This window comes from Sorangium sp. So ce363 (assembly GCF_051520435.1).
Classification (GTDB): Bacteria; Myxococcota_A; Polyangia; order Polyangiales; family Polyangiaceae; genus Sorangium; species Sorangium cellulosum_B.
On record NZ_CP150333.1, the window covers coordinates 9,486,924 to 9,506,868 of the forward strand.

Sequence of the window (19,945 nt, forward strand, 5' to 3'; positions counted from 1 at the left end):
GAGCGCCGCCCGCCTCAGAGCGGCAGGCGCACGAGGAGGACGCTATTCAAGCCCAGGCCCGTGTGGGCGCCGAAGGCGGTCTGTGGGGCGTCGCTGTTGTTGAAGTTGCTCACGATCGACAGGTGTCCTTTCGCGTCGAGCGCGGAGGCGGTGCGGCCGAAGGACCCGTTCATGGTGCCGAGCTCGACGAGCCGCCGCCGCGCGACGAACGCCCCGGTGCCTGGCTCGTAGGTGGCGACGTAGATCCCCGGCTCGTCCAGCGCGCCGCCGCCGAGGTCGGTGGGCGCGCCGAACGAGGCGATGAGCGCGATCCGGCCGTCGGGCGCGGAGGAGAGGCTGGCCGAGCCGACCTCTTCGGCCAGCGCTGGAAACGCCTTCGTCCACCGGATCGCGCCGTCCTCGCCGGCGAGCTTCACGAGGAACGCGCCGCGCGTGCCGTAGCTCGGCGGGCGCCCGCCGGGGGCGGCGCCCCGCGCGAGCTGGCCGGCGATCAGCACGTCGCCGTGCTCGTCCACGCTCAGCGCCTGCGCCACGTTGCCGCTGCCCAGCCCGATGTCCTGGGATGCGCTGACGCGCCTCGACCAGAGGGGGGCGCCGTCCTTCCCCGAGTACTTCGCCACCCAGACCAGGCCGCCCGTCACCCCGTCCGAAGTCCCGCCGGTGATGTCGTCCTCGGAGTAAGTCCCTGCGACGAGGATATCGCCATGGATGTCCACGGCCACCCCGCCGATCGGGGGCGGGACCACCAACTTGGCGGCCTGGTACAGGTTTCCAGCGTCCGTGGCGAAGCGGGTCGTCCCGTCGGCGGCGAGCTTGACGAGGGAGAGGCGGTTTCCGGAGTCGGCGGCGACGACGACGTCGTTTTCGGGACCGACGGCCACGAGGCCTCCGTGGGCGGAGCCGCTGTCGCCCGGGCGGTGCACCCAGCGCGTGGCGCCGTCCCGATCGAGCGCGAGGACGAACATGCCGGATGCGGCGACATCCGGGGCGTGTGGTTCTGGATCTACCTGGCCGAGGGCTCCGGCGTCGAACGGACCTCCCGAGTAGTCGCCGACGACAGCGATGCCGTCGTTTCCGTCGACCGCGACCCCCGTGGCCGACACCAGCCAGCCGCCGAAGCGCCGGGCCCAGCGCAGGGCGCCGTCGTCTGCATACTTGACGACGAAGAGGTCCTTGAAGCCGATGAGCGGCGTGGGGCCCGCGCCGAAGTCGACCCCTCCCAGGGCGCTGCCAGCCAGGACGACGTTTGCGCCGCCATCGAGCGCGAGGGCCGCGGCAGAATGATCACGGGGTCCAATGATGTGCCGGTACCAGGCCCCTGCTGGCAGCGATCCCCCGGCGCCCCCGCCGCCATCGGCGCCGCCGCCGCCATCAGCGCCACCGCCGGGGCCAGCGCCTCCGCCGCCATCGGCGCTCCAGCCGGGGCCAGCGCCTCCGCCGCCAGCGCCTCCGCCGCCGGGACCAGCGCCTCCGCCGCCATCGCCGGAGCCAGCGCCCCCGCCGCCATTGGCGCCCCAGCCTGGACCAGCGCCTCCGCCGCCATCGCCGGAGCCAGCGCCCCCGCCGCCATTGGCGCCCCAGCCTGGACCAGCGCCTCCGCCGCCATCGCCTGGGCCAGCGCCCCCGCCGCCATTGGCGCCCCAGCCTGGACCAGCGCCTCCGCCGCCATCGCCTGGGCCAGCGCCCCCGCCCGCCACGCCGTCGCCGCCGGCTCCTCCGGATCCCGCGCTGCTGGCGCTGCTCGATGCGGCGACCGGCTCGGGCTCACGGCTCTCACCGCATCCGGCGAGGGGGATGGTAGGGAAAAGGATCAACAGAGCAGAAGCGATGGTGCGCATGGCGTGACCTCCGCCGAACAGGCTAGGTCCCCGCCGCAGGACCGCCCCTTAATCCCCTCTTAAAGCGACTCGCGCGCTCCCTGCTGCGGCCGGACGAGAGGAGGCGGAGAGGGACGGATGACGCTCGGAGAGAGCCGTCCGTCTCAGAGCGGCAGGTGCGCGAGGAGGATGTCGGTCCAGCCTTTGCTCTTCAGGGTGCCGAAGCCGGTCTGTAGCTCGCGGTAGAAGCTCACCACGATCGACAGGTGTCCTTTCGCGTCGAGCACGGAGACGGCGGGGTCGGCAGACACCCCGAGCTCGGTGCCGAGCTCGGCGAGCCGCCGCTGCGCGACCAACGCGCCGGTGTCTGGCTCGTAGGTGGCGACGTAGGTTCCCAGCTCGTCCAACGCGCCGCTGCCGAGGTCGGGGGGCGCGCCGAACGAGGCGATGAGCGCGACCCGGCCGTCGGGCGCGAACGAGAGGCTGGTCGAGCGGACCCCGGACGTCGGGAGCGACTTCACCCACCGGATCGCGCCGTCCTCGCCGGCGAGCTTCATGAGGAACGCGCCGCGTAGGACATCGCCGATGGGTCCCTCGCCGAGGTCGGCGCCCTGCTCGATCTGACCGGCGACCAGCACGTCGCCGTGCTCGTCCACGATCAGCGCCTTCGCCAGATCGCCGCCGCTGGAACCCAGGTCCCTGGGTTTGCCGAAGTGCCTCGACCAGAGGTGGGCGCCGTCCTCCCCAGAGTACTTCGCCACCCAGGCCTGATTGCCTTTCAGCCCGAGGGTGGTGCCCCTGCCGAGGTCGGCGTCGCCGGTGAAGTCGCCGGCGACGAAGATGTCTCCATGGGAGTCCACGGCCAGCCCGCCGATCGGGGCCCACAACGGGGCGAGTCCGGACAGGTTTCCCACGTCCGTCGTGAAGCGGGTCGTCCCGTCGGCGGAGATCCTGGCGAGGGTGAGGCGGCCCGCGGATTGGGCGGCCACGAAGACGTCGTTTCCGGGACCGACGGTCACGCGGCCTCCCTGGTCGATGCCGCCGCCGCCCAGGCGGTGCATCCAGCGCGGGCTGCCGTCCCGATCGAGCGCGAGGACGAAGATGTCGGACGAGGGGACCCCCGTCTCGAAGGCGACCTCCGGGTCGTCTACTTCCGGCGCTTCCAGGACGAGGTCACCGGCCGCGAGAGGACCATCCGCGTAGTGGCCGACGACGGCGATGCCGTCGTTTCGGTCGACCGCGACCCCCGTGACCATCGCCTGGTAGCCACGGAAGCGCCGGACCCAGCGCAGGGCGCCGTCGTCTGCATACGTGGCGACGAAGGGGTCCTCGAAGCCGACGAGCGGCGTGGCGCCCGCGCCGAAGTCGGCCGTTCCCATCGAGCTGCCAGCCAGGACGACGTTTGCTTCGCTATCGATCGCGAGGGCCATGGCCCACTCGCCATCGGGACTCGAGATCTGCCGATACCAGGCGTCTGCTGGCAGCGATCCCCCGCCGCCGTCCGGGGCGCCGCCCTCACCCGTGCCGCCGCCCCAACCGGGGCCGCCGCCCTCACTCGTGCTGCCGCCCGAACCGGGGCCACCGCCCTCACTCGTGCTGCCGCCCCAACCGGGGCTACCGCCCTCACCTGGGCCACCGCCCTCACTCGTGCTGCCGGCCCCCACCCCATCGCCGCCGAAACCTCCTGATCCCGCGCTGCTAGCGCTGCTCGATGCGGCGGCCGGCTCGGGCTCACCGCATCCGGCGAGGGGAATGGCAGGGACAAGGATCAGCAGAGCAGAAGCAATGATGCGCATGGCGTGACCTCCGCCTCACAGGCTAGGTCCCCGCCGCAGGACCACCCCTTAATCCCCTCTTAAACCGACTCGCGCGCCCTCCCGCGGCGCCCCCCCGCCCTCGCTCTCCCAGCCATTCCGCGGGCGGCCGGCGAGCAGCCCCCTACCGCCGCTTCCCCCCGCCCCCGCCGTCCCCCTGGTGCGTCTCCCCCCCGCGCGGATCGCCCCCTCCCCCCGCGGCCGGCTCCACCGCGACGTAGTGGACCGGCAGCGCCGGATCCAGCGAGTACCCCTCTGCGTCTCTCCGGAGCCACGGCTTCATCCCGAGCTTCCGCAGCTGGTTCATCGCCACGTAGATCCGGTTCGCCGCCGCGTCCGGCAAGATCCGCTCGCCGGGCCACCCCGCCTCCTTCAGCGCGGCCAGGGAGAGCCCTCGGCCGGGCGCAGACCGCTGCTGCTCGGCCAGCGCGTGCAGCAGGCGCCGCGCCGCGTGGCGCTCGCGCAGGTCGTGCCAGCCGCCGCCCGGCGGGCGGACGAAGCGCGCCCCCTCGGTCAGGAGGAGCTCGCCCTCCGCCCGCGCCTCGGGCGGGCCGCCGAGCGCCGCCAGGCTGCGCTCCAGGATCCGGAGCAGCAGCCGCACGTCGTCGGATCGGCTCGCGCTCGACGGCGATCCCTCCCGGGCGCGCGCGATCCTGCGCCGCGCCGCGCCCGCGTGCGCCGCCGCCTCCTCCCCCCGCCCCGCGCGGCGCGCCGCCTGGGCGAGCGCGAGGTCGACGAAGCCGGACGCCACCCGCGCGAGCTCCACGTCGGGCTCGTCCCCGAGCTGCGCGAGCAGCCGCTCCGCGGGCTCGATCGCGCGCCGCGCCTCCTCCACCTCGCCGACCGACGCGAGCGCCGCCCCGAGGCGGCAGAGGGCGATCCCCTCGGAGCGGCGGTCCCCGACCTCGCGGAGCAGCCCCACCGCGCGGCCGTGGCACGCGCGCGCATCGGCGAGGCGCCCCTCCTCGTGGTGGAGCGCGCCGAGGTTGCCGAGCGTGATCGCGAGCAGCCGGAGATCACCCACCTCGCCGAGGATCGCGGCGGCGCGCTCGTAGCGCCGCCGCGCCTGCGCGGGCGCCCCGCGCTCCTGCTCGAGCAGGCCGGCGTTCGTCGAGAAGATGCCCTCCATCCGGCCGTCGCCGACCTCCGCCGCGATCGCGATCGCCTGCTCGTAGTAGGCGGCGGCCTCGCCCTCGCGGCGCTCGTCGTGGTGGAGCGCGCCCAGGTTGCCGAGCACCCGCCCCTCGGCGCGGCGGTCGCCGCGGGCGCGGTGGAGCGCGAGCGCCTGCGCGTAGTGGTCGCGCGCGCGCTCCATGTCGCGCCGGCCGTGGTGGAGCACGCCGAGGTCCGCGAGGATCCCCGAGAGGAGCGCCTCTGCGCCGAGCGCCGCCGCCTGCGCGCGGGCGCGCTCGAGGTCCTCGAGCGCGGCCTCCGCCTGCCCTCGGAGCCGCCGCGCGCGCCCCCGCGCCGCGAGCGCGCGGGCCACGACGCGCGGATCGGCCGCGAGCGCCTCGGCCGCCGCGAGCGCGCGGTCGAGCAGCTCGAGCTGCGCCCCGAACGGCCCGCGGGTGCTGAGCACGGGCTCGATCGCGCAGAGCGCCCGCAGCGCGCGCTCGGCCGCCGCCTCGGAGCCGGCGCGAGGCGCCGTCGCCAGGGCGAGCGCGCCCTCGGCGACGGCGAGCAGCTCCTCCAGATCGCCGGCGATGCGGTTGAGCGCGTCGAGCGCGCCGCGCCGCTCGAAGTCCGCGGCCGCCGCCTCGCCGGCGGCCAGGTAGAACGCCGCGTGCCGCTCGATCGCGGCCTCGCGCTCCCCGCGCTCGGCGAGCTTCTCGGCGGCGAGCTCTCGCACCACCTCGTAGAGCGCGAAGCGCGTCGCCCCGTCGCTCCTCGGGGGCGCCGCGCGGAGCAGCGACTTGTCGCGCAGCGCCTCGATCCGATCGATCGCTGCGGCGTCGGGCTCCGCGAGGACGGCGGCGGCCGCCGCGAGCGTGAACGGCCCGTGGAAGGCGGAGCAGCAGGCGAGCGCCCGTCGCTCGCGGTCGTCGAGGAGGTCCCACGACCACTCGATCGCGCTGCGCAGCGTCGCCTGCCGCGCCTCCCTGCCGCGCGCCGCGCCCGCCAGCAGATCGAGCCGGCTCCCCAGCCGCGCGAGCAGGCCGCGCACGCCGAGCACGCCCTCGCGCGCCGCGGCGAGCTCGATCGCGAGCGGGATGCCCTCGAGGCGCCGCACCAGCGCGGCGACGTCGGCGAGGTGCTCGTCGCCGGGCGGCGGCGGCGGCGCGGAAGCGCGTTGGGCCGCGGCGCGATCGAGGAAGAGCGCCACGGCCGCGCTGCGCTCGGTCGAGCCCTCCGCGGGGAGGCCGAGGGGGCCGAGCTCGTAGCTGATCTCCCCTGCCAGGCGGGTGCGCTCGCGCGACGTCGCGAGGAAGCGGAGCTCGGGCGCCGCGCGCACCCACGCGTCGAGGGCCGGCGCGGCCTGCTCGAGCACGTGCTCCAGGTTGTCGAGCACGAGCAGCGCCGGCCCCTCGGTCGCGAGGGCGCGGCCGATCCGCTCGACGAGCGTCGCTTCCCGGCGCCCTGCCGCGACCTGCGCCCCGATCGCGCGCGCGACCGCGCCGCAGACGGCGCGCAGGTCGCGGCAGGCGGTGAGCTCGCAGAGCCACACGGCCTCGCCGGCCTGCGCCTCGGCCCACCGGCTGGCGAGCTCCAGGGCGAGGCGTGTCTTGCCCATGCCGGCCGGGCCCCAGAGGGTGACGAGCCGTTCGCCGCGCCGGAGCAGCTCGGCGATCGCGACGAGCTCGCCGTCCCGGCCGATGAAGCGCGACGCGGGCAGGGCAAGGTGCCGCCTCCGCGGCCGAGCTGCGTCCGCCATGCGTTGACCTTCGATCGGACGGGGGCTGGATTCAACGCCGGAGCGGGCGGACGGCGGGGCTGCGGCGGGACGGCGGAGATGCGGCGGGGGCTCAGGGTCGCACGAGCGGGGTCACGAGCAGCTTCTTCCGTGCGCCGCTGAGCTCGACCTGCACCTCGATCCCGCGTCGATCGAGCACCGACAGCGGGCGGATCGGCGTCACCTGGGCATAGAGATCGCCGGCGCCGCACCAGGTGCCCTGGAGCGCTGGCGCTTCGGCGTCGTCGGGCGTGAAGACGACGGCGCCGGTGCGGCAGCCGCCGTCGACCGCCGCGTAGAGGCCCTCGATGCGGTCGAGCGCAGCGGGACGCGCGCGAAAGGCGAGCTCCGCGCCCTCCGGCGTGCGCAGCCGGCCGGATTCGCCGCCCGGATCGGCGGTGGCCATCCACCCGTCGCTCTCGAGCGAGAACGCGCCGCCCGGGTCCTCGGTTCCCTCGAACCACCGGGTCATGGTGGCGTAGCTGCTCACGCCGCCGCAGACGTAGAGCGTGACCGTGCCCTCGCCGCGCACGAGGGCGAGCACCGCGTCCGTGCCGTCGACCGTGCCGACCGAGATCTCGGACGGCGGGGCTTCGGGGTCTGCAGCGCACGCCGCGCAGAGCACGGCGCCGAGCACCCCGGCGGCGCGCGCGAGCGCGCGAGCGCTCTTCATGGAGAAAACGATCCCACCGGAGCGATGAAAAAAGCGCATGGGGTCTTATTTTAGTCGAGACCCGGGGCGGAGGGAGCGGCAGTTCCGTGCCAAAGGCAAATGGGAGTCCGTGAGCGCTACGCCCCCCCGCCCGGCGGAACATCGTGAGCGCTACGCCCCTCCGCCCGGCGGAACATCGCCGGACAGCCCCTTTCGTCGCGCGGCGCGGACCGCCGCGAGCCAGTGCACCTTGGCCGGGTCGCTGTCCCACGGCGGGGCCTCCCGGTAGAGCGAGTCCCAGAATTCGCGCGCTGCCGCCTCGGCGGTCGCGAGTTCGCTCTCGCCTTCGGGCGCGTCCTCGACGGCATCCACGAGAGCGCGCCATGGGTCCGAGTCGTAGCCTCTCAGGTTCGGCCACGGCCTTGCGGGCTCCCCGTCGAAGAGCCCGTCGCTGCTCTGGAGATAGCCCTCGTACGCGCTCTGGGCCACGGCGTCTCGCCGACGACGGTTGACCTCGGTCATGCAGGAGTGGCGGTAGGACTCGGCCCATTCGCGGTCCTCCTCCGGCACGTCGTCTCGCCAGGCGCTCGCATAGAGATCGCGCAGTTCCTGCAGGAGCACCGCCGACTCCTTGAGAACCGTCGTGTGACGCAACGCGTCCGCGAGGGCTCGGTTGCGCGCCGCGCTCGGTCCGGGGAGAGGAGGCGCCCTAAACGTCCAGAACCGCGCAACATCCACCATCGGGCGGATGGGCCTCGTCATGGAGCTCGGGAGCCCGCGGCGCCCACGCCGAAACCCCCTCCGAAAGGCGCGGAGCGCCGAGGGCCGGTCCACCTCGGGGGCGTCGTCGACCGTCAGCGCCCGCCAGACGGACGTCCGGTGGAGGCGCGCTGTCGGATCGCCCGTCGCGCCCTCGCCCTCGCCCGCGACCGTCTGCCCGAAGTCCACGACGAAGGTAAAAAACGCGCTCTTGACGGCTTCGAGCAGCATCGGCCACGGCGGAGCGGGCTCCTTGTCGAACCTGCCCGTGAGGCTCTCGGGAGAGCCCGCGTCCACCCTCGGGCGGATGGCCTCGGGCCGCGAATCGTCGACCCACCTCCCGAATTTCTCGCGATGCGCCTCGGCCCATGCGCGGTCCGCCTCGGGCAGGTCGTCGTGCCATGCTTCGGCGCACAGCCTGCCCAGGGTCTCGAGGTCCATGTTCCGACCCCAAATATCCTGGGGCGAAAATAGGTGACTCGCCGTGCCCGCCTCGACCTCGATGCGCCGCATGAGGTACCACACGCGCGACGTTCTGAGCTTCATGGATGATCCCCTGGCTCACCGCCCGTCGGGTCGGTGGGTTGCTCGCCCGGAAGGTCCGTCGGCCGAGGTGGGCACCCCCAGCCTGGCCCCGCGCCAAGCGGGCAGAGGAGCGGGACGAGCTGAGGCAACGCAAATCCCGGAGGCGGCGCCGGGAGCGAGATCAGCCAGTCGATCAGCTCGTCGAGTGTGATCGATCTGGGGTTCGTCAGGTTGGACGGCACCTTCTCCGGCTCGTAACGAAAATCCCACACGAACCTGCACTCGACCTGCGTCACGCCCGGCACCTGCTCCTCGTGCAGGATCTTGAGATTCATGGCCGCATTGCCCCTGCCTTGAAATTCGTCGGCACACATCGTGTACGTCACGGGGATATCTCCTCCTTCAAGGAGACACTGGATCAAGTCCGCGACGGTGTACGTCGGCTCCTGGTCGTTCCAGCCGCTCCAGGTGCCGCCGGCCTTCAACCGGCACTGGAGCTTGCCCACCTGATCGTGTTCGTCCTTGTAGGTCAGCAGCCAGCTCAGCGCATTGGTGTTCATTTTCGTTTTCTGCAAGCGCGATAGCGTCGCGGCCGGAAGCGTCGCGATCCGTCGTCTCAGCTCGTCGCGATCGTCGGGGTCCATGATCGAGCAGCCAAGGGCGATCACGGTGACCGCAGCGGCCGCCATAGCCTTCAGGAGCAGCTTCATGCGCGCAGGGTTCCATGGACAGGCGGTGAGCATCAAGCCATCCGCGCGCCCAGTCCCCGCGCCGCGCCTTCCCGATGCGTACCTGCGGGCGTCGCTGTTCCTGAGCAAGCTCGCAGGGGCGAGAGAGAGGACCGCGCTTCACCCCCGCGCCAGAGCGGCGCCACCGCACCAAACCCGACGTTTACGCCTGGGACGATATCGCCTGAGGCCGGAGCGATGAAAAAGGCCCATGGGGTCGTATTTTAGTCGAGACCCGGGGCGGAGGGAGCCGGAGTTCCGCGGTGGACGGCGCCGAGTGCGTGGTGCCCTCTCAACCCGGGTCGAGCGGCGCGAGCGTTCGCGGAACCGCGCTCGAAGGAGCGGCGCAACTCTGCGCTGCTGGTGAAGGGCGGTTCGGGTGGGCTTCCCCGACCCGGCGATGTTCGGCCAATTGTTCGGCACCGTCACTGCCACTTCTTCGAAGGCGAAGCCCTGGCCAGTGGCGGCGCTTGGGCGCCGGTCACCGTCCTCCAGGTGGTCTGTCGCGGCTTGACCGGCGGCGGCGACCGCTGGTAAGGTCGGCCACCGTCTACGGGTACGTGGATCGGTAAATCAGGGGGGGAAACCGATGAACCATCGGCGCGGCGTTCTGCTCGTCGTGTTTGCCCGCGGCTGCTCCATCGTGGATCCCAGCGATCGCGATCGGCGGAGAGACCAGATCGCGGCAGTGCCACTGCAGGCGATATCAAGGTGCCGGCCGAGCTGACGGACCCCGATGCGGTCGACATGGACGACATCATCAATACCCTGATCGCGCTACCCGCGCCGCCTCCTGGATGGGCCTTTCCTCGGCTCGTCCCTCTCCTCTGCCCGCTCGGCGCTGGACCAGGCTGGGGATGCCCGCCGACACCGACGGACCCGACAGGCGGACAGCCCACGGACCCGACGGGCAGACAGCCGGGAGATCGGCCATGAGGTGGCTGGCGAAGCACCCTGGAATGCTCGCAGTGCAGGAGGCAGGCTACGGATACGGCCTGTTCACGACCAAGAGCCCCGATCTCTGGAAATGGCACCTCGAGAATCTCGGCCAGCTGTGCGCACAGGCATGGGACGATGGCCTGCCCGAGGAAGACCGCGCATGGGCGGAGCCGTATCGCAAGAAATTCAGCAAGTGGATTGACGATCCCGGACACGCTGACATCAGCCACAAGGCGAATGCAGCGCATCTCCAGAACCGCCATGGCCGCTTCGGCGGAGAGCCCGCACCACCCTGGCCCATGGTGCTGGAGGCCGTCAAAAGCGCTTGTTTTTCCATGATTGAGGCCGCCAAACAGATGCGCCCCGGCGCAAGCGAGCGCGCGGCGGAGGATCCGACGTCGCGACTCCACAGGAGCGCTCTCTGGCACACGCTGACATCCGACGACACGCCCCAGGAACACCGAGTCGACGGGCTACGCGCCTTTCGAAGGGGTTTTCGGATCGGACGCCGCGGAAGACCGAGGACGCTGACAAGGCCCATCCACCCGATGCTGGAGCCTCCCGCGATCTGGGAGATTGCGGCGCCTGCGCTTCCCGGTCCGAGCGCCACGCGCGAGCGGGCCCTCAGGGCGCTGCCGGTTCCGGACGATGCGAAGGGGCTTGCGGCATGCGAGCAGGAGTTGCGAGCGCTGTATGCGAGCGCATGGCGAGATGACGTGCCGGAGGAGGACCGCCTCTGGGCAGCGCTGTACCGTGACACGTGCATGCTGTGGGTGAATCAACGCCGGAGAAATGCCCTGGCGCAGAGCGCCTATGAAGGATATCTCCAGAGCAGCGATGGACGCTTCGGCAGCGGGCCTGCTGGACCGTGGCGTAGCGTGGACGCCTTCGCCAAGGAACCCTGGTATTCTCTCGTGGACCGCGTCGAGGACGCGCCCGAGGGCGAGGGCGAGCCGGCGACGGCCGAGGCAGCAGTATGGGAATACTGGGATGCGCTCTACCGGGACGCCCCGCCGTGGAACAGCGACCCCGACCAGGCGCACTGGCTCGCAGCGGTCCGCGCCGCTCGAAGGAAGGCGCAGGCCGACGATGGTCCGCTGGCGATGGACAGGTAGCGCTCGGACGGGTTCGTACGTCGGGCTCGCCGCGCTGTCGCTCCTGCCCACAGTCGCGCGGGCGGAAGAGAGAGCGCCGCCGCGCTGGGAGATCGACGTCAAGGCGACCTATGTCGTGCTAGGGTCGCGTGCCACGCGCGCGACGGGCGGCATCATGCCATCGGTCACCGGCTTGCGCCGATGGCCCATCCGCAACGCCGTGGACATCGGCATCGGCGCCGACGTGGGCCTCTTCGGTCTGGGCGGCGACGCGCGCTGGCTCGGCGTGCTGACCGGCCCCACGGCGGCCGTCCGGGGCAGGCCGTTCCGTGCGCCCGTGTCCTTCGAGCTCGCGGCGCGGCTCGACTTCGGGCGCATCCCTGTGTGCAACGCATGGGGGTTGTGCCTGCGTTATCTTGGATTCTTCCCGGCCATGGAGGCCGGCGCGGCCTACCTATCGACGCAGTATGTGGCGTTCGTGGCGACGTGCGGTGTCCGCTTCATCAGCACGCTCGCGTGGTCCGGTGTCAGCGTGGAGCCAGCAGCGGCGGGTCGGATCTTCTGGTAGGTATGACCCGGATGGGCGGACAGCCCAACGACCCCACCGGCGGTCAACCCGGAGGTTACTGATGAATCCTTCGATGGGGGAGCCGAAGTCCCTCGTGCCTCGCGTCGTGCGCGAGGTGACCATCGGACATGCGCTGTTCTCGACCAAGGATCCCGAAGAATGGAAGTCGCGCTTCGAGGAACTGGGCAAGCTGTGCGCCGAAGTATGGCACGATGATCTGCCGGAGAGGGACCGCGCATGGGCAGCGGCACACCGCGAGAGCTTCGGGAAGTGGGTCGACGACGGTCCGCCGGAGAGGGCGCGATAGCCCCAGGACAGCCCGCCCGGCTAGTCGGCCCCGCTGCAGTCCGAGACGTGAAAGACCGCCGTCTCCACGCGCGCCGTTGCCCCGTCGAAGAGCCGGATGATGTCACACGGCCCCGCCGACACGTCGGCCTCGTACGGGTCGGTTGGCTGCTCCTGGACGATAATCTCACACGGACCCTGGTAAAGATCTCCGTCGATCGTCGCAGATACATGAGGCAGGCCGCCCCCGTCCATGACGTTGATGAAGGAAAGCCGGGCGTCATCCCCCTTTTCGACCACCACGCTGAGGCCACCCGAGTTCCGCACGACGCACAGGCCTGTCGGATCGTCGTCCAGGCCTACAAGTTTCGTTCCGTTACCGCCGGTGTCGATCACCAGCTCTTCGCCAGCGCGCGTCACAACCGCCTTGCCCGAGACTTCGGGCTCGGCTTGAGCGAGGCACCCTCCACCCGAGCTCCACACGACAACCCAGAACAGCGGCGAGAGCGCACGTGCGAGGGAATTTGCCATCGGCTCGCTCATGTCGTGCATTCGCCGAAGCTCAGAGGGATCACCGTCGGCGGGTGCCCCGCGGGCGTGCAGCACATCACGTGCTCTTCTCCATTCTCCTCGACGTACACCGCGCGATCCTCGTATCCCTCGTAGCAGATCTCCTCGTCCTCGGTCGGGATCACGCAAAGGGTGTACCCGTCCGGGAGGTCATCGCGAACGACGCCCGCGCAAGCACGCGCGAACGACGGCGACTCGGGTGATGTGGAGGTATCTTCCCGCCAGCCATCCCAGAGGACCTCCGTCTCTTCCGCACAGTCTTGCACCTCGTTCTGCGTGCCCTTCCAGAGCCACACGGCACGATCGCCCTCGTGGGGCCCTGTGCCAGGGCAGTCGCGGTCGGGGACACAACCTACCGCGGCCGCAGCGCCGATGAACAGAAGAACACATCGCATCGACAGAAGCCCTCCTAGTACATCGCAGGACCACAGCTCACATCGCCGGCCTCGCAGTACGGCAGGCGCAGCTCGGCTCTTGTCGCCACGCTCATTTGCCGCGGGAGCGCGGTGCGCGGCCGGTTGTCCGCTTCCCTCAACGCGGTCGGCGCCGAGCCCAGCGTTCGCGTCGGGCGCTGCACATTTCGTGGCGGAGAGAGCGTATCCACCAGGGTCGCTGCATGTTTCTCCGCGCGGAGCATGACCCGAGCCGGCTGGGTCAAGCAGAGCACCCCGGCGCTTATCGCAGCCAACGCAGCGAGCGAAGCAGCGATGCGTCGGGGGAATGGCCGCGGCGGCGTTCCGGAAGGACTGCGCCGGGCGGCCATGAGCTCTCGTTCCGGTTGCCGGATCAACGACGGTGGCGGCGGCAAGACCGGCTCCTTCGGAGTGGAGGCCGGCCACGAGGGCACATCGAGCGGGGGAACCTGCGGCAGCGGAGGCTCGTCCTCGTTCGACGGCGCAACCCCCGATGGCACAGCCCCGGGCGCGACCTCGGACGGTCGAGTATCCGGGCCGTCCATCACGGATGCTGGCGACCGTGGCCCTTCCAGGTGCGAGCTACGCAGCGTTGACGGCGCTGCGCCAGCGCTCGAAGCCCGGTCATCATGGCGGCTCGGTGCCTGGTCCAACGCAGGCCATGCGTCCACGAGGTCTTCGAGCACGGTGATGAAGTGGTTGACGTTCCTGTATCTGCGACGCGGATCCTCGGCCAGGGCCATCTCGATCGCGGCGGCGACAGCGCGCGGGGTGTCGTTCGGGATGACCGGGGTGATACGCCGCGCCCCAAGCTCACCCGTCTGGCCGACGTCCAGCGAGCGACGGCACACGAGCTCGTACAGCAGGGCTCCAAGGCCATAGACATCTGCCCGTGGGCCGACACGTTCGCCGCTCAGCAGCTCCGGCGCCACCAGCGGCTCTCGTGCGGCTTCGTGCGGCTCGATCCGGAACAACCTGACCAGGCCGAACTGGCGGATGCAGTAGTCGCGCTGCGACGTGATGAACACGCGCTCCGGACTCAGCGCCCCATGGCACCAGCCCAGCGCGTGGCAGCGCTCGATCGTGCGGGCGATCTCGATCACCATGCGCAGCGCGGTCGCCCCGAGATCGGCCCCGGAGATTGCGTCCTTGATGCCGATGCCGTCGCTCCGCCGGCACGCAACCCAGGCAGATAGGCCGCCTGCGTCGCCGTAGAGAACGGGCTCGATCTGCGGCACCGCTCGCGAGATATCCTGCAGCCGCTTCAGCTCGGACGTGAAGGCCTTCCTGTCCAAGGCCTGGCCCTCACGAACGTGCAACCAGACCGTCGCTCCCTCGTCGTCTACTTGCCGGGCGAGGAACGTGCGGACCATGCCATCGTGAACCTCACCGAGGATCCGGTGACCTTCCCAGACGGTACCAGGCTCTACCACGAGAACCGCACCTCCGCGCCAGCCCTACGCGCGCGGATCTGAGTGCCATTCGGCAGCACCGCAACCGCGAGTGTCGCGGCCCCGAGGGCGGTCCCGGCAACAAGCGCTGCCGTGCTGAGGTGCTGTTTTACCTCGACGGCCTGCTGCTCTCTTCGAAACACGCCCGCAGTCTCCATGTCCGAGTGGGGCTTGCACATCTCGTCCCTCAAGGTGGTGTCCTCGATCGATGCCACGATGTGCAGCACGATCCCCGACACCAGAAGCGCGCCCGACGCCGCGGAGCCCGTATAGAGAAGCCACGGCGCCGGACCGGGTTCCGGTTGAGCCGGCGCGCCCGCCAGCGTCGCCTTCAACGGAGCGACCGAGCGCACGCTCGCCGGTTCGGCGCTCAGGAGGACAACGCGCGATTCTCTCGCGGTGACGTGCACCATGGAGCGTACCTTGCGGCCATCAGGCAACATCGTCGTGATCTCATGCTGCCCAGGCGCCACGTAGATCTGACCGCTTTCGTCCACGATGCGCCCATCCACGAGCACGGGCGCCGCCCCCGCGGGCGCGAACACATTGAGCTGCGCCACTTCGAGCCGCGCCGCCGCCAGGTCCGCATGCCGCGTGTCGTGGAGCCGCCGCTCCCTGGGCGTGGCCGGCGGGCGCATCTCCTTCACGCAGCGCGTGAGCTCCACCACGGCGTCCACCCAGCGCCCGAGTCGGCGGTCGAGCTGCCCGAGCTGGCAGATCCCCACCGTAGAACGCTCGATATCGTAGATCTGCGCCCACAGGTCGCGTGCGCGCGCGATGTCGAGCCGCTCCAGGGCGGCCTCTGCCTCCTTGATCAAAGCTGTCACGCGCGGCGACCGTGGCGGCGGCTGCGCGGCGAACGCTGGCTCGAGCGCGAGGAGGAACATCGCGACGGCCGCCACGTGCGACCAACAGATGACCAGCGCAGAACGCAGCAAAACGCACCTCGGCCCTACCAAGGGGACCGATGCCGCGCCGGCCCAATCCGGCGCGGTACCGCCTTTCAGCTCAGCTTCGGCCTCGGCCGGAGCGGCGTCCATCCCTCGGGCAGACGTGCATTAACATAGGTCTGCCTGCGCTTTGAATCCCCCACAGGCCGAATTTGCTCGCACGGGCGCATTGCAAATCACAGCCAAAAATTCTCATCAAATCGCCCTCCTGCGTGGTCGAGGCGCGCCGGCACGGAGCGCGCCTCTGGTGAGGAAGAGGGCCTCTCTTGGAAGAACAGGGCCTCTCTCAGGAGATGAGCACATATCCTGGCCGCCCATCCGGGCTCCCCGAAGCGGGCCGAGCGCAACCAGCGATCCTCCGGCGACGGCGCAAGATCGCGACGGCCGCCAGGGCGCGGGACGTTGCATCCAGCCAACCCGGACCGAGATTCGGGACGCCCCTGACGAAGGAGGGTATCTCATGGGTTATCGCCATCTCACCCCGCAAGCGATGGTCAACATCTCGGGCCCTGGCTCGATCCGGAGCAGGATCGGAGGGTCTTCACGTCGCTGCCGCTGCTCGTGCCGCTCCTGCCCGCGGTCGAGGAGGCGCACGGCCGGATCCTGACCACGCAGCGGCTCGGCTCCAGCCTTCAGCAGCAGGCGAAGGCGCTCATGGAGAAGGCCCTAGCGCTCGACGCCACGCACGATCGCAAGCTCCGCGGGGCGTACAACTACCTCGGCGCGCTCGCCGAGATGACCGACGACCCCGCGTTCGCGGCGGCGGTCCTCGACCTGCGCGATCGGCTCGCCCCGGCGGGGCGCAAGGCCGTCTCGCGGAGCTACGGCGACCAGGCGGGCGACGCCAAGCTGCTCCGGTCGCGGCTCGACGACGCGTCGGAGAAGCTGCTCAAGAAGCTGAAGACGCCCGAGGGGCCGCTAGCGCAGGTGGTGGACGCCTGGGTCGCGGCCGCGCTCGAGATCGAGAAGGTGGAGGCGCAGCGCGAGCAGCTCGCGCTGAACGCCCCGTCGAACACCGACGGCGCCACGCCGCGGGAAGTAGTGAACGCCCGCAACGCCTGGATCCGCATGAGCTGCCCGGCGGCGATCGCCGGTGCTCCGCTGCGCCCGCCGGCTCGCGGTTCATCCTCGGCCTTCCTCGGCCGTAGGCGCAGCGGCCCACCCCTCGCGAGACACGAGCTCGGACACGCGCACGCGGACCTCGTCGCGGATCTCTCGCACGCGCTCCACCGGCTTGCCTTTGGGGTCTTCGAGGGGCCAGTCCTCACGGCGAAGCCCTGGAACCACGGGGCACACCTCCCCGCATCCCATGGTGACGAGCAGCGCCGCCTGGCCCGCCAGCGCGTCGGTCAGCCGCTGGGGCTTCACGGCCGAGAGATCGATCCCCTCCTCCGCCATCGCGGCGAGCACTTCGGGATGGACGCGCGGGCCGGGCTCCGTGCCGGCCGAGATGGCGCGCGCCTTGGACGGGTCGGACAGGGCGTTGAACCACGCCGCGGCCATCTGGGAGCGGCCCGCGTTGTGAACGCAGGCAAAGAGCACGGTCTTCATGGAACATCCTCCGGAAGCGCGCGATCGACGACGCGCTCGGCGACCTCGGGCAGGGCGGGAACGAGCCAGCGAAACGCCAGCGTCGCCGCCGCTGCCCCTGCAAGTTGTGCGACGATGAACCCCGGCGCGTCGGTCGGCCGAATGCCGGCGAACGTGTCGCTCGCCGCCCTGGCGAGCGTCACGGCCGGGTTGGCGAACGATGTGGACGAGGTGAACCAGTAGGCCGCCGTGATGTACGCGCCGACGGCGAACGGGACCGACTCGGCCCGCCTCCGGACGCTGCCCCAGATGACGGCGAGCAACCCGAAGGTCGCGACGAACTCGCTCACCATCTGGGCGAGCCCCGAGCGCTCGTGCTGAGACGCCGAGAAGAGGGCCTCGCCGAACATGACGTGAGCCACGGCGACGCCCGCGAAGGCGCCGGCGACCTGGGCCAGGACGTAGGCGGGCACCTCGCGCCAGGGCAGCCCACCCTGGCTCGCGTCGGCGAGCGTGACGGCGGGGTTGAAGTGCGCGCCGGAGATCGACCCGAAGGTCAGGAGGAGCGCCACCAAGGCGCCCCCCGTCGCAATCGTGTTCGCGAGCAGGGCAATCGCCACGTTCCCGCCAGCAAGACGCTCGGCCATGATCCCGGACCCGACCACGGTCGCGAGCAGCAAAGCCGTCCCGAGCGCCTCAGCGACGGCCCTGCGGGTGAGATCAGCGCGCGGCGGCATCGTCGAGCTTGGACGGCGCACAGCACCCGGGCGCGCAGCACGCGGCATCGCTCTTCGAAGGCTTCGCGGGCTGGCTCCCCATCACGGCCGCGTCGCCCTTGACCACGAACACCTCCCACGAGTTGCCGTCGGGGTCCTCGATCCAGACCTTGTCCTGCACTGCGTAGCAGCAGGCCGTGTCCTCCTCCGTGAAGGTCTTGAGCTCCGCAGCCTCGAAGCGGCTCTTGGCCTCGAGCACATCCTCGGTGCTCGCCACCTGCACGCCGAAGTGGCCCGCGTTGACGCCGGTACGCGGCGCCTCCTGCATCGTGAGGTTCAAGGAAGGCGACGCGAGGTCGAACTTCGCATAGCCGGGACGACGCTTGGTGGCGCGCACGCCAAAGGCCTTCTCATAGAACACGACCGAAGCGTCGATGTCGGAGACGTTGAGCGAGATATGAGGCTTGAGGACATTCATCACGCGCCTTCCTTCCAAAAATATCGAAATATGGGAGCAAAAAAAATCAGCAGCACGCCTTGCCGCGCTTGCAGCAGTCCTCCCACAGGTACGCCGTGAGGGCACGGAGCGCCTCGTAGTCAGCGCTGTAGTAGTGAAAGGTCCCTTCCCCGCGTGTCCTGAGGACGCCGGCATCGACGAGCCGCTTCAGGTGATGGCTCAGCGTCGAGGCGGCCAGTCCGACGTGCGCCTGGATGTCGCCGGCGGAGGCGCCCTCCGCGCCGGCCTGCACCACGAAGCGCAGGACAGCCAGCCGGACCGGGTGACCGAGCGCGGCGAGCTGTTCGGCGTGGCGGTCGAGCGTCGACGGCACGCCTTACTTCTAATAATGTCGAAGAATCGGCGCAAGCCCTTCTTCCAAATAAACAAAAATACGAGCTGGTGCCGCGTCTGGTGCCCTGAGAGTGAGCGCGGGGGAGCCTCGGCGCCGTGAAACCCCGGTCAGCCGAACCGGTAGTGCTTCCGCACCGGCGAGCGCACCTCCCAGGTGCAGCTCAGCCCCGCGGGGAACGTCACCAGATCCCCCGCCTGGATCCGCACCGGCGCGCCGCCGCCCTCCGCGGGCGTCACGATCACGTCGCCCTCGAGCAGGTAGCAGATCTCCCGCTCGTCGTAGTGCCACGAGAAGGTCGACACCTCCTTCGTCCAGATGGGCCAGCCGCGCGCCCCGAGCTTCGCCAGCTGCTCCTCCGACGGACCGTGCTCCAGCTTGATCGACTCCATGGCTCCTCGTCCTGGCTTCATGCGCCGCCGCCTGGCCCGCCCCCGCGGCGCCCTCGGCGATCGTCGCGGCGGATGCTAGCAGCTCGGCTCGTCGCCGCGGCACAGCTCGCGCACCTCGCGCGCGATCGCCTCCATGCGCCCGAGGCTCGCGAGCAGCGCCTCCGCGCCCTCACCGGGCGCGGCGAGCGTCGCCTCCACCCTGCCGGCAAAGCCCTGAGGGCACCGCGAGAGCGCCCGCGTCCTCGGCAGGGCGCCCTTCTCGTTCGAGAGGTAGCGCTCGTTCATCGCGAACAGCGCCTGCACCAGGCAAGCAGCGGCGCGGAACAGGCAGCCGCTCACGTAGAACACGTCGCCGCGCCGCCCGGCCTTCTTCGCGGTGTCGATGGCGAAGCCGGCCTCCCACAGGAACCTCTCGAGGAGCGCCCTCCGCAGGGCCGGCGGATACGGCGTCACGAGCGCCTTCAGCGGGGCCAGCGCGCCCTCCGGATCGAAGAGCGGCCGGCAGTCGTGGATATCCGCCAGGTAGTTGGCACTGAGGAAGCCGTGCGGGTGACCGGGCTGGTAGTCGCACGTCACCTGCCCCGCCCGGCACTCCCCGATCACGCGCCGCACACGCGCGAGATCCCGGTAGAGCCAGTCGACCCGGTGTCCCTCGATCTCCAGCCACGCGCCGCCGTTGATCCAGGGCCCCCACGCGCCGGGCGGCGTGACGACGTCCTCGGCGGCGCTCGCGTGGAGCTCCCGCGCGAGCGCCGCCACGTCGCCCTCGGCGCCGCCCGCGCAGAGCTCCCGCGCGAGCGCGCGCAGCGCCGCGAGGTCGGGCGGGCTCTCGGGCTCGTAATAGATGCCCAGATCGACGTCCGAGTCCGGGTGGCCCGCGCCGCGAGCGCGCGATCCGCCCAGCACGACCGCCACCACGCCCGGGATCGCGCCGAGCCGAGCCGCCACGCGCGCCGCCACGTCCAGTGCCTCGTCCATGCCGCCTCCTGTCGATCCCCACTGCG

At 71.1% G+C, this 19,945-nt stretch carries 20 protein-coding genes; 3 read left to right on the top strand and 17 right to left on the bottom strand.

Annotated elements, in window-relative coordinates; genetic code table 11:
* Nucleotides 1–14 precede the first annotated feature (14 nt).
* The 6 genes from WMF12_RS35645 to WMF12_RS35670 form a co-directional block, all read right to left on the bottom strand.
* Entirely contained in the window at nucleotides 15–1,814 is a 1,800-nt protein-coding gene (locus WMF12_RS35645) for a hypothetical protein (protein WP_437852441.1), read from the bottom strand.
* Between the two features lie 167 nt (nucleotides 1,815–1,981).
* Complete coding sequence (locus WMF12_RS35650) at nucleotides 1,982–3,247, bottom strand: hypothetical protein (protein ID WP_437852442.1); 1,266 nt, start codon at nucleotides 3,245–3,247, stop codon at nucleotides 1,982–1,984.
* Nucleotides 3,248–3,755: 508 nt separating this feature from the next.
* A complete protein-coding gene (locus WMF12_RS35655) occupies nucleotides 3,756–6,503 on the bottom strand; it encodes an ATP-binding protein (RefSeq protein ID WP_437852443.1) in 2,748 nt (915 codons plus the stop codon).
* 91 nt (nucleotides 6,504–6,594) lie between these two features.
* Nucleotides 6,595–7,194: a hypothetical protein gene (locus WMF12_RS35660; RefSeq protein WP_437852444.1), complete on the bottom strand. Its 600-nt coding sequence runs from the start codon at nucleotides 7,192–7,194 to the stop codon at nucleotides 6,595–6,597.
* A 150-nt stretch (nucleotides 7,195–7,344) separates the two neighbouring features.
* A complete protein-coding gene (locus tag WMF12_RS35665; RefSeq protein ID WP_437852445.1) occupies nucleotides 7,345–8,373 on the bottom strand; it encodes a hypothetical protein in 1,029 nt (342 codons plus the stop codon).
* A gap of 101 nt (nucleotides 8,374–8,474) precedes the next feature.
* Nucleotides 8,475–9,167 carry a hypothetical protein gene (locus WMF12_RS35670; RefSeq protein ID WP_437852446.1) on the bottom strand — a complete coding sequence of 231 codons (693 nt, stop codon included), beginning with the start codon at nucleotides 9,165–9,167 and terminating at the stop codon, nucleotides 8,475–8,477.
* Nucleotides 9,168–10,144: 977 nt separating this feature from the next.
* Between WMF12_RS35670 and WMF12_RS35675 the strand changes: the two genes are divergently transcribed.
* The 3 genes from WMF12_RS35675 to WMF12_RS35685 all read left to right on the top strand — a co-directional run bounded on the left by WMF12_RS35675 (nucleotide 10,145) and on the right by WMF12_RS35685 (nucleotide 12,093).
* Nucleotides 10,145–11,239 carry a hypothetical protein gene (locus tag WMF12_RS35675; protein WP_437852447.1) on the top strand — a complete coding sequence of 365 codons (1,095 nt, stop codon included), beginning with the start codon at nucleotides 10,145–10,147 and terminating at the stop codon, nucleotides 11,237–11,239.
* A complete protein-coding gene (locus tag WMF12_RS35680; protein ID WP_437852449.1) occupies nucleotides 11,214–11,786 on the top strand; it encodes a hypothetical protein in 573 nt (190 codons plus the stop codon). Before WMF12_RS35675 ends, WMF12_RS35680 begins: the two co-directional genes overlap by 26 nt.
* A 61-nt stretch (nucleotides 11,787–11,847) precedes the next feature.
* Entirely contained in the window at nucleotides 11,848–12,093 is a 246-nt protein-coding gene (locus WMF12_RS35685; RefSeq protein WP_437852450.1) for a hypothetical protein, read from the top strand.
* A 20-nt stretch (nucleotides 12,094–12,113) separates the two neighbouring features.
* On the opposite strand, the gene WMF12_RS35690 is transcribed toward WMF12_RS35685, so the two are convergent.
* From WMF12_RS35690 to WMF12_RS35740, 11 genes are all read right to left on the bottom strand, one after another.
* Nucleotides 12,114–12,614 (bottom strand): hypothetical protein, encoded by a 501-nt coding sequence (locus WMF12_RS35690; RefSeq protein ID WP_437852451.1) that lies wholly within the window; start codon nucleotides 12,612–12,614, stop codon nucleotides 12,114–12,116.
* Nucleotides 12,611–13,036: a hypothetical protein gene (locus WMF12_RS35695; protein ID WP_437525066.1), complete on the bottom strand. Its 426-nt coding sequence runs from the start codon at nucleotides 13,034–13,036 to the stop codon at nucleotides 12,611–12,613. Before WMF12_RS35695 ends, WMF12_RS35690 begins: the two co-directional genes overlap by 4 nt.
* Before the next feature lie 14 nt (nucleotides 13,037–13,050).
* Nucleotides 13,051–14,427, bottom strand: a complete 1,377-nt coding sequence (locus tag WMF12_RS35700) for a serine/threonine protein kinase (RefSeq protein ID WP_437852452.1) — start codon at nucleotides 14,425–14,427, stop codon at nucleotides 13,051–13,053.
* Between the two features lie 53 nt (nucleotides 14,428–14,480).
* A complete protein-coding gene (locus tag WMF12_RS35705; protein ID WP_437852453.1) occupies nucleotides 14,481–15,545 on the bottom strand; it encodes a hypothetical protein in 1,065 nt (354 codons plus the stop codon).
* A gap of 731 nt (nucleotides 15,546–16,276) precedes the next feature.
* The gene (locus WMF12_RS35710) at nucleotides 16,277–16,483 is read right to left on the bottom strand and encodes a hypothetical protein (protein WP_437852454.1); all 207 of its coding nucleotides are present in this window, start codon (nucleotides 16,481–16,483) and stop codon (nucleotides 16,277–16,279) included.
* A 94-nt stretch (nucleotides 16,484–16,577) separates the two neighbouring features.
* Nucleotides 16,578–17,006, bottom strand: coding sequence for an arsenate reductase ArsC (locus tag WMF12_RS35715; protein WP_437852455.1), 429 nt, complete (start codon nucleotides 17,004–17,006; stop codon nucleotides 16,578–16,580).
* A complete protein-coding gene (locus tag WMF12_RS35720; RefSeq protein ID WP_437852456.1) occupies nucleotides 17,003–17,722 on the bottom strand; it encodes an aquaporin in 720 nt (239 codons plus the stop codon). The genes WMF12_RS35715 and WMF12_RS35720 overlap by 4 nt, the downstream gene beginning before the upstream one ends.
* Complete coding sequence (locus WMF12_RS35725; RefSeq protein WP_437852457.1) at nucleotides 17,706–18,179, bottom strand: ArsI/CadI family heavy metal resistance metalloenzyme; 474 nt, start codon at nucleotides 18,177–18,179, stop codon at nucleotides 17,706–17,708. The genes WMF12_RS35720 and WMF12_RS35725 overlap by 17 nt, the downstream gene beginning before the upstream one ends.
* A 46-nt stretch (nucleotides 18,180–18,225) precedes the next feature.
* Nucleotides 18,226–18,531, bottom strand: a complete 306-nt coding sequence (locus WMF12_RS35730; protein WP_437852458.1) for an ArsR/SmtB family transcription factor — start codon at nucleotides 18,529–18,531, stop codon at nucleotides 18,226–18,228.
* Nucleotides 18,532–18,659: 128 nt separating this feature from the next.
* Nucleotides 18,660–18,941: a cupin domain-containing protein gene (locus tag WMF12_RS35735; protein ID WP_012239482.1), complete on the bottom strand. Its 282-nt coding sequence runs from the start codon at nucleotides 18,939–18,941 to the stop codon at nucleotides 18,660–18,662.
* Between the two features lie 75 nt (nucleotides 18,942–19,016).
* Nucleotides 19,017–19,919, bottom strand: coding sequence for a nucleotidyltransferase domain-containing protein (locus WMF12_RS35740; protein ID WP_437852459.1), 903 nt, complete (start codon nucleotides 19,917–19,919; stop codon nucleotides 19,017–19,019).
* Nucleotides 19,920–19,945 lie beyond the last annotated feature (26 nt).

Bases quoted from the DNA above. Each gene is read 5' to 3' on its own strand.
- WMF12_RS35735 (WP_012239482.1), bottom strand. From the start codon at position 18,941: ATGGAGTCGATCAAGCTGGAGCACGGTCCGTCGGAGGAGCAGCTGGCG.
- WMF12_RS35700 (WP_437852452.1), bottom strand. From the start codon at position 14,427: ATGGTCCGCACGTTCCTCGCCCGGCAAGTAGACGACGAGGGAGCGACG.
- WMF12_RS35650 (WP_437852442.1), bottom strand. From the start codon at position 3,247: ATGGCCCTCGCGATCGATAGCGAAGCAAACGTCGTCCTGGCTGGCAGC.
- WMF12_RS35695 (WP_437525066.1), bottom strand. From the start codon at position 13,036: ATGCGATGTGTTCTTCTGTTCATCGGCGCTGCGGCCGCGGTAGGTTGT.
- WMF12_RS35660 (WP_437852444.1), bottom strand. From the start codon at position 7,194: ATGAAGAGCGCTCGCGCGCTCGCGCGCGCCGCCGGGGTGCTCGGCGCC.
- WMF12_RS35655 (WP_437852443.1), bottom strand. From the start codon at position 6,503: ATGGCGGACGCAGCTCGGCCGCGGAGGCGGCACCTTGCCCTGCCCGCG.
- WMF12_RS35690 (WP_437852451.1), bottom strand. From the start codon at position 12,614: ATGAGCGAGCCGATGGCAAATTCCCTCGCACGTGCGCTCTCGCCGCTG.
- WMF12_RS35705 (WP_437852453.1), bottom strand. From the start codon at position 15,545: ATGGACGCCGCTCCGGCCGAGGCCGAAGCTGAGCTGAAAGGCGGTACC.
- WMF12_RS35670 (WP_437852446.1), bottom strand. From the start codon at position 9,167: ATGAAGCTGCTCCTGAAGGCTATGGCGGCCGCTGCGGTCACCGTGATC.
- WMF12_RS35675 (WP_437852447.1), top strand. From the start codon at position 10,145: ATGCTCGCAGTGCAGGAGGCAGGCTACGGATACGGCCTGTTCACGACC.
- WMF12_RS35740 (WP_437852459.1), bottom strand. From the start codon at position 19,919: ATGGACGAGGCACTGGACGTGGCGGCGCGCGTGGCGGCTCGGCTCGGC.
- WMF12_RS35715 (WP_437852455.1), bottom strand. From the start codon at position 17,006: ATGAAGACCGTGCTCTTTGCCTGCGTTCACAACGCGGGCCGCTCCCAG.
- WMF12_RS35720 (WP_437852456.1), bottom strand. From the start codon at position 17,722: ATGCCGCCGCGCGCTGATCTCACCCGCAGGGCCGTCGCTGAGGCGCTC.
- WMF12_RS35685 (WP_437852450.1), top strand. From the start codon at position 11,848: ATGAATCCTTCGATGGGGGAGCCGAAGTCCCTCGTGCCTCGCGTCGTG.
- WMF12_RS35725 (WP_437852457.1), bottom strand. From the start codon at position 18,179: ATGAATGTCCTCAAGCCTCATATCTCGCTCAACGTCTCCGACATCGAC.
- WMF12_RS35665 (WP_437852445.1), bottom strand. From the start codon at position 8,373: ATGGACCTCGAGACCCTGGGCAGGCTGTGCGCCGAAGCATGGCACGAC.
- WMF12_RS35680 (WP_437852449.1), top strand. From the start codon at position 11,214: ATGGTCCGCTGGCGATGGACAGGTAGCGCTCGGACGGGTTCGTACGTC.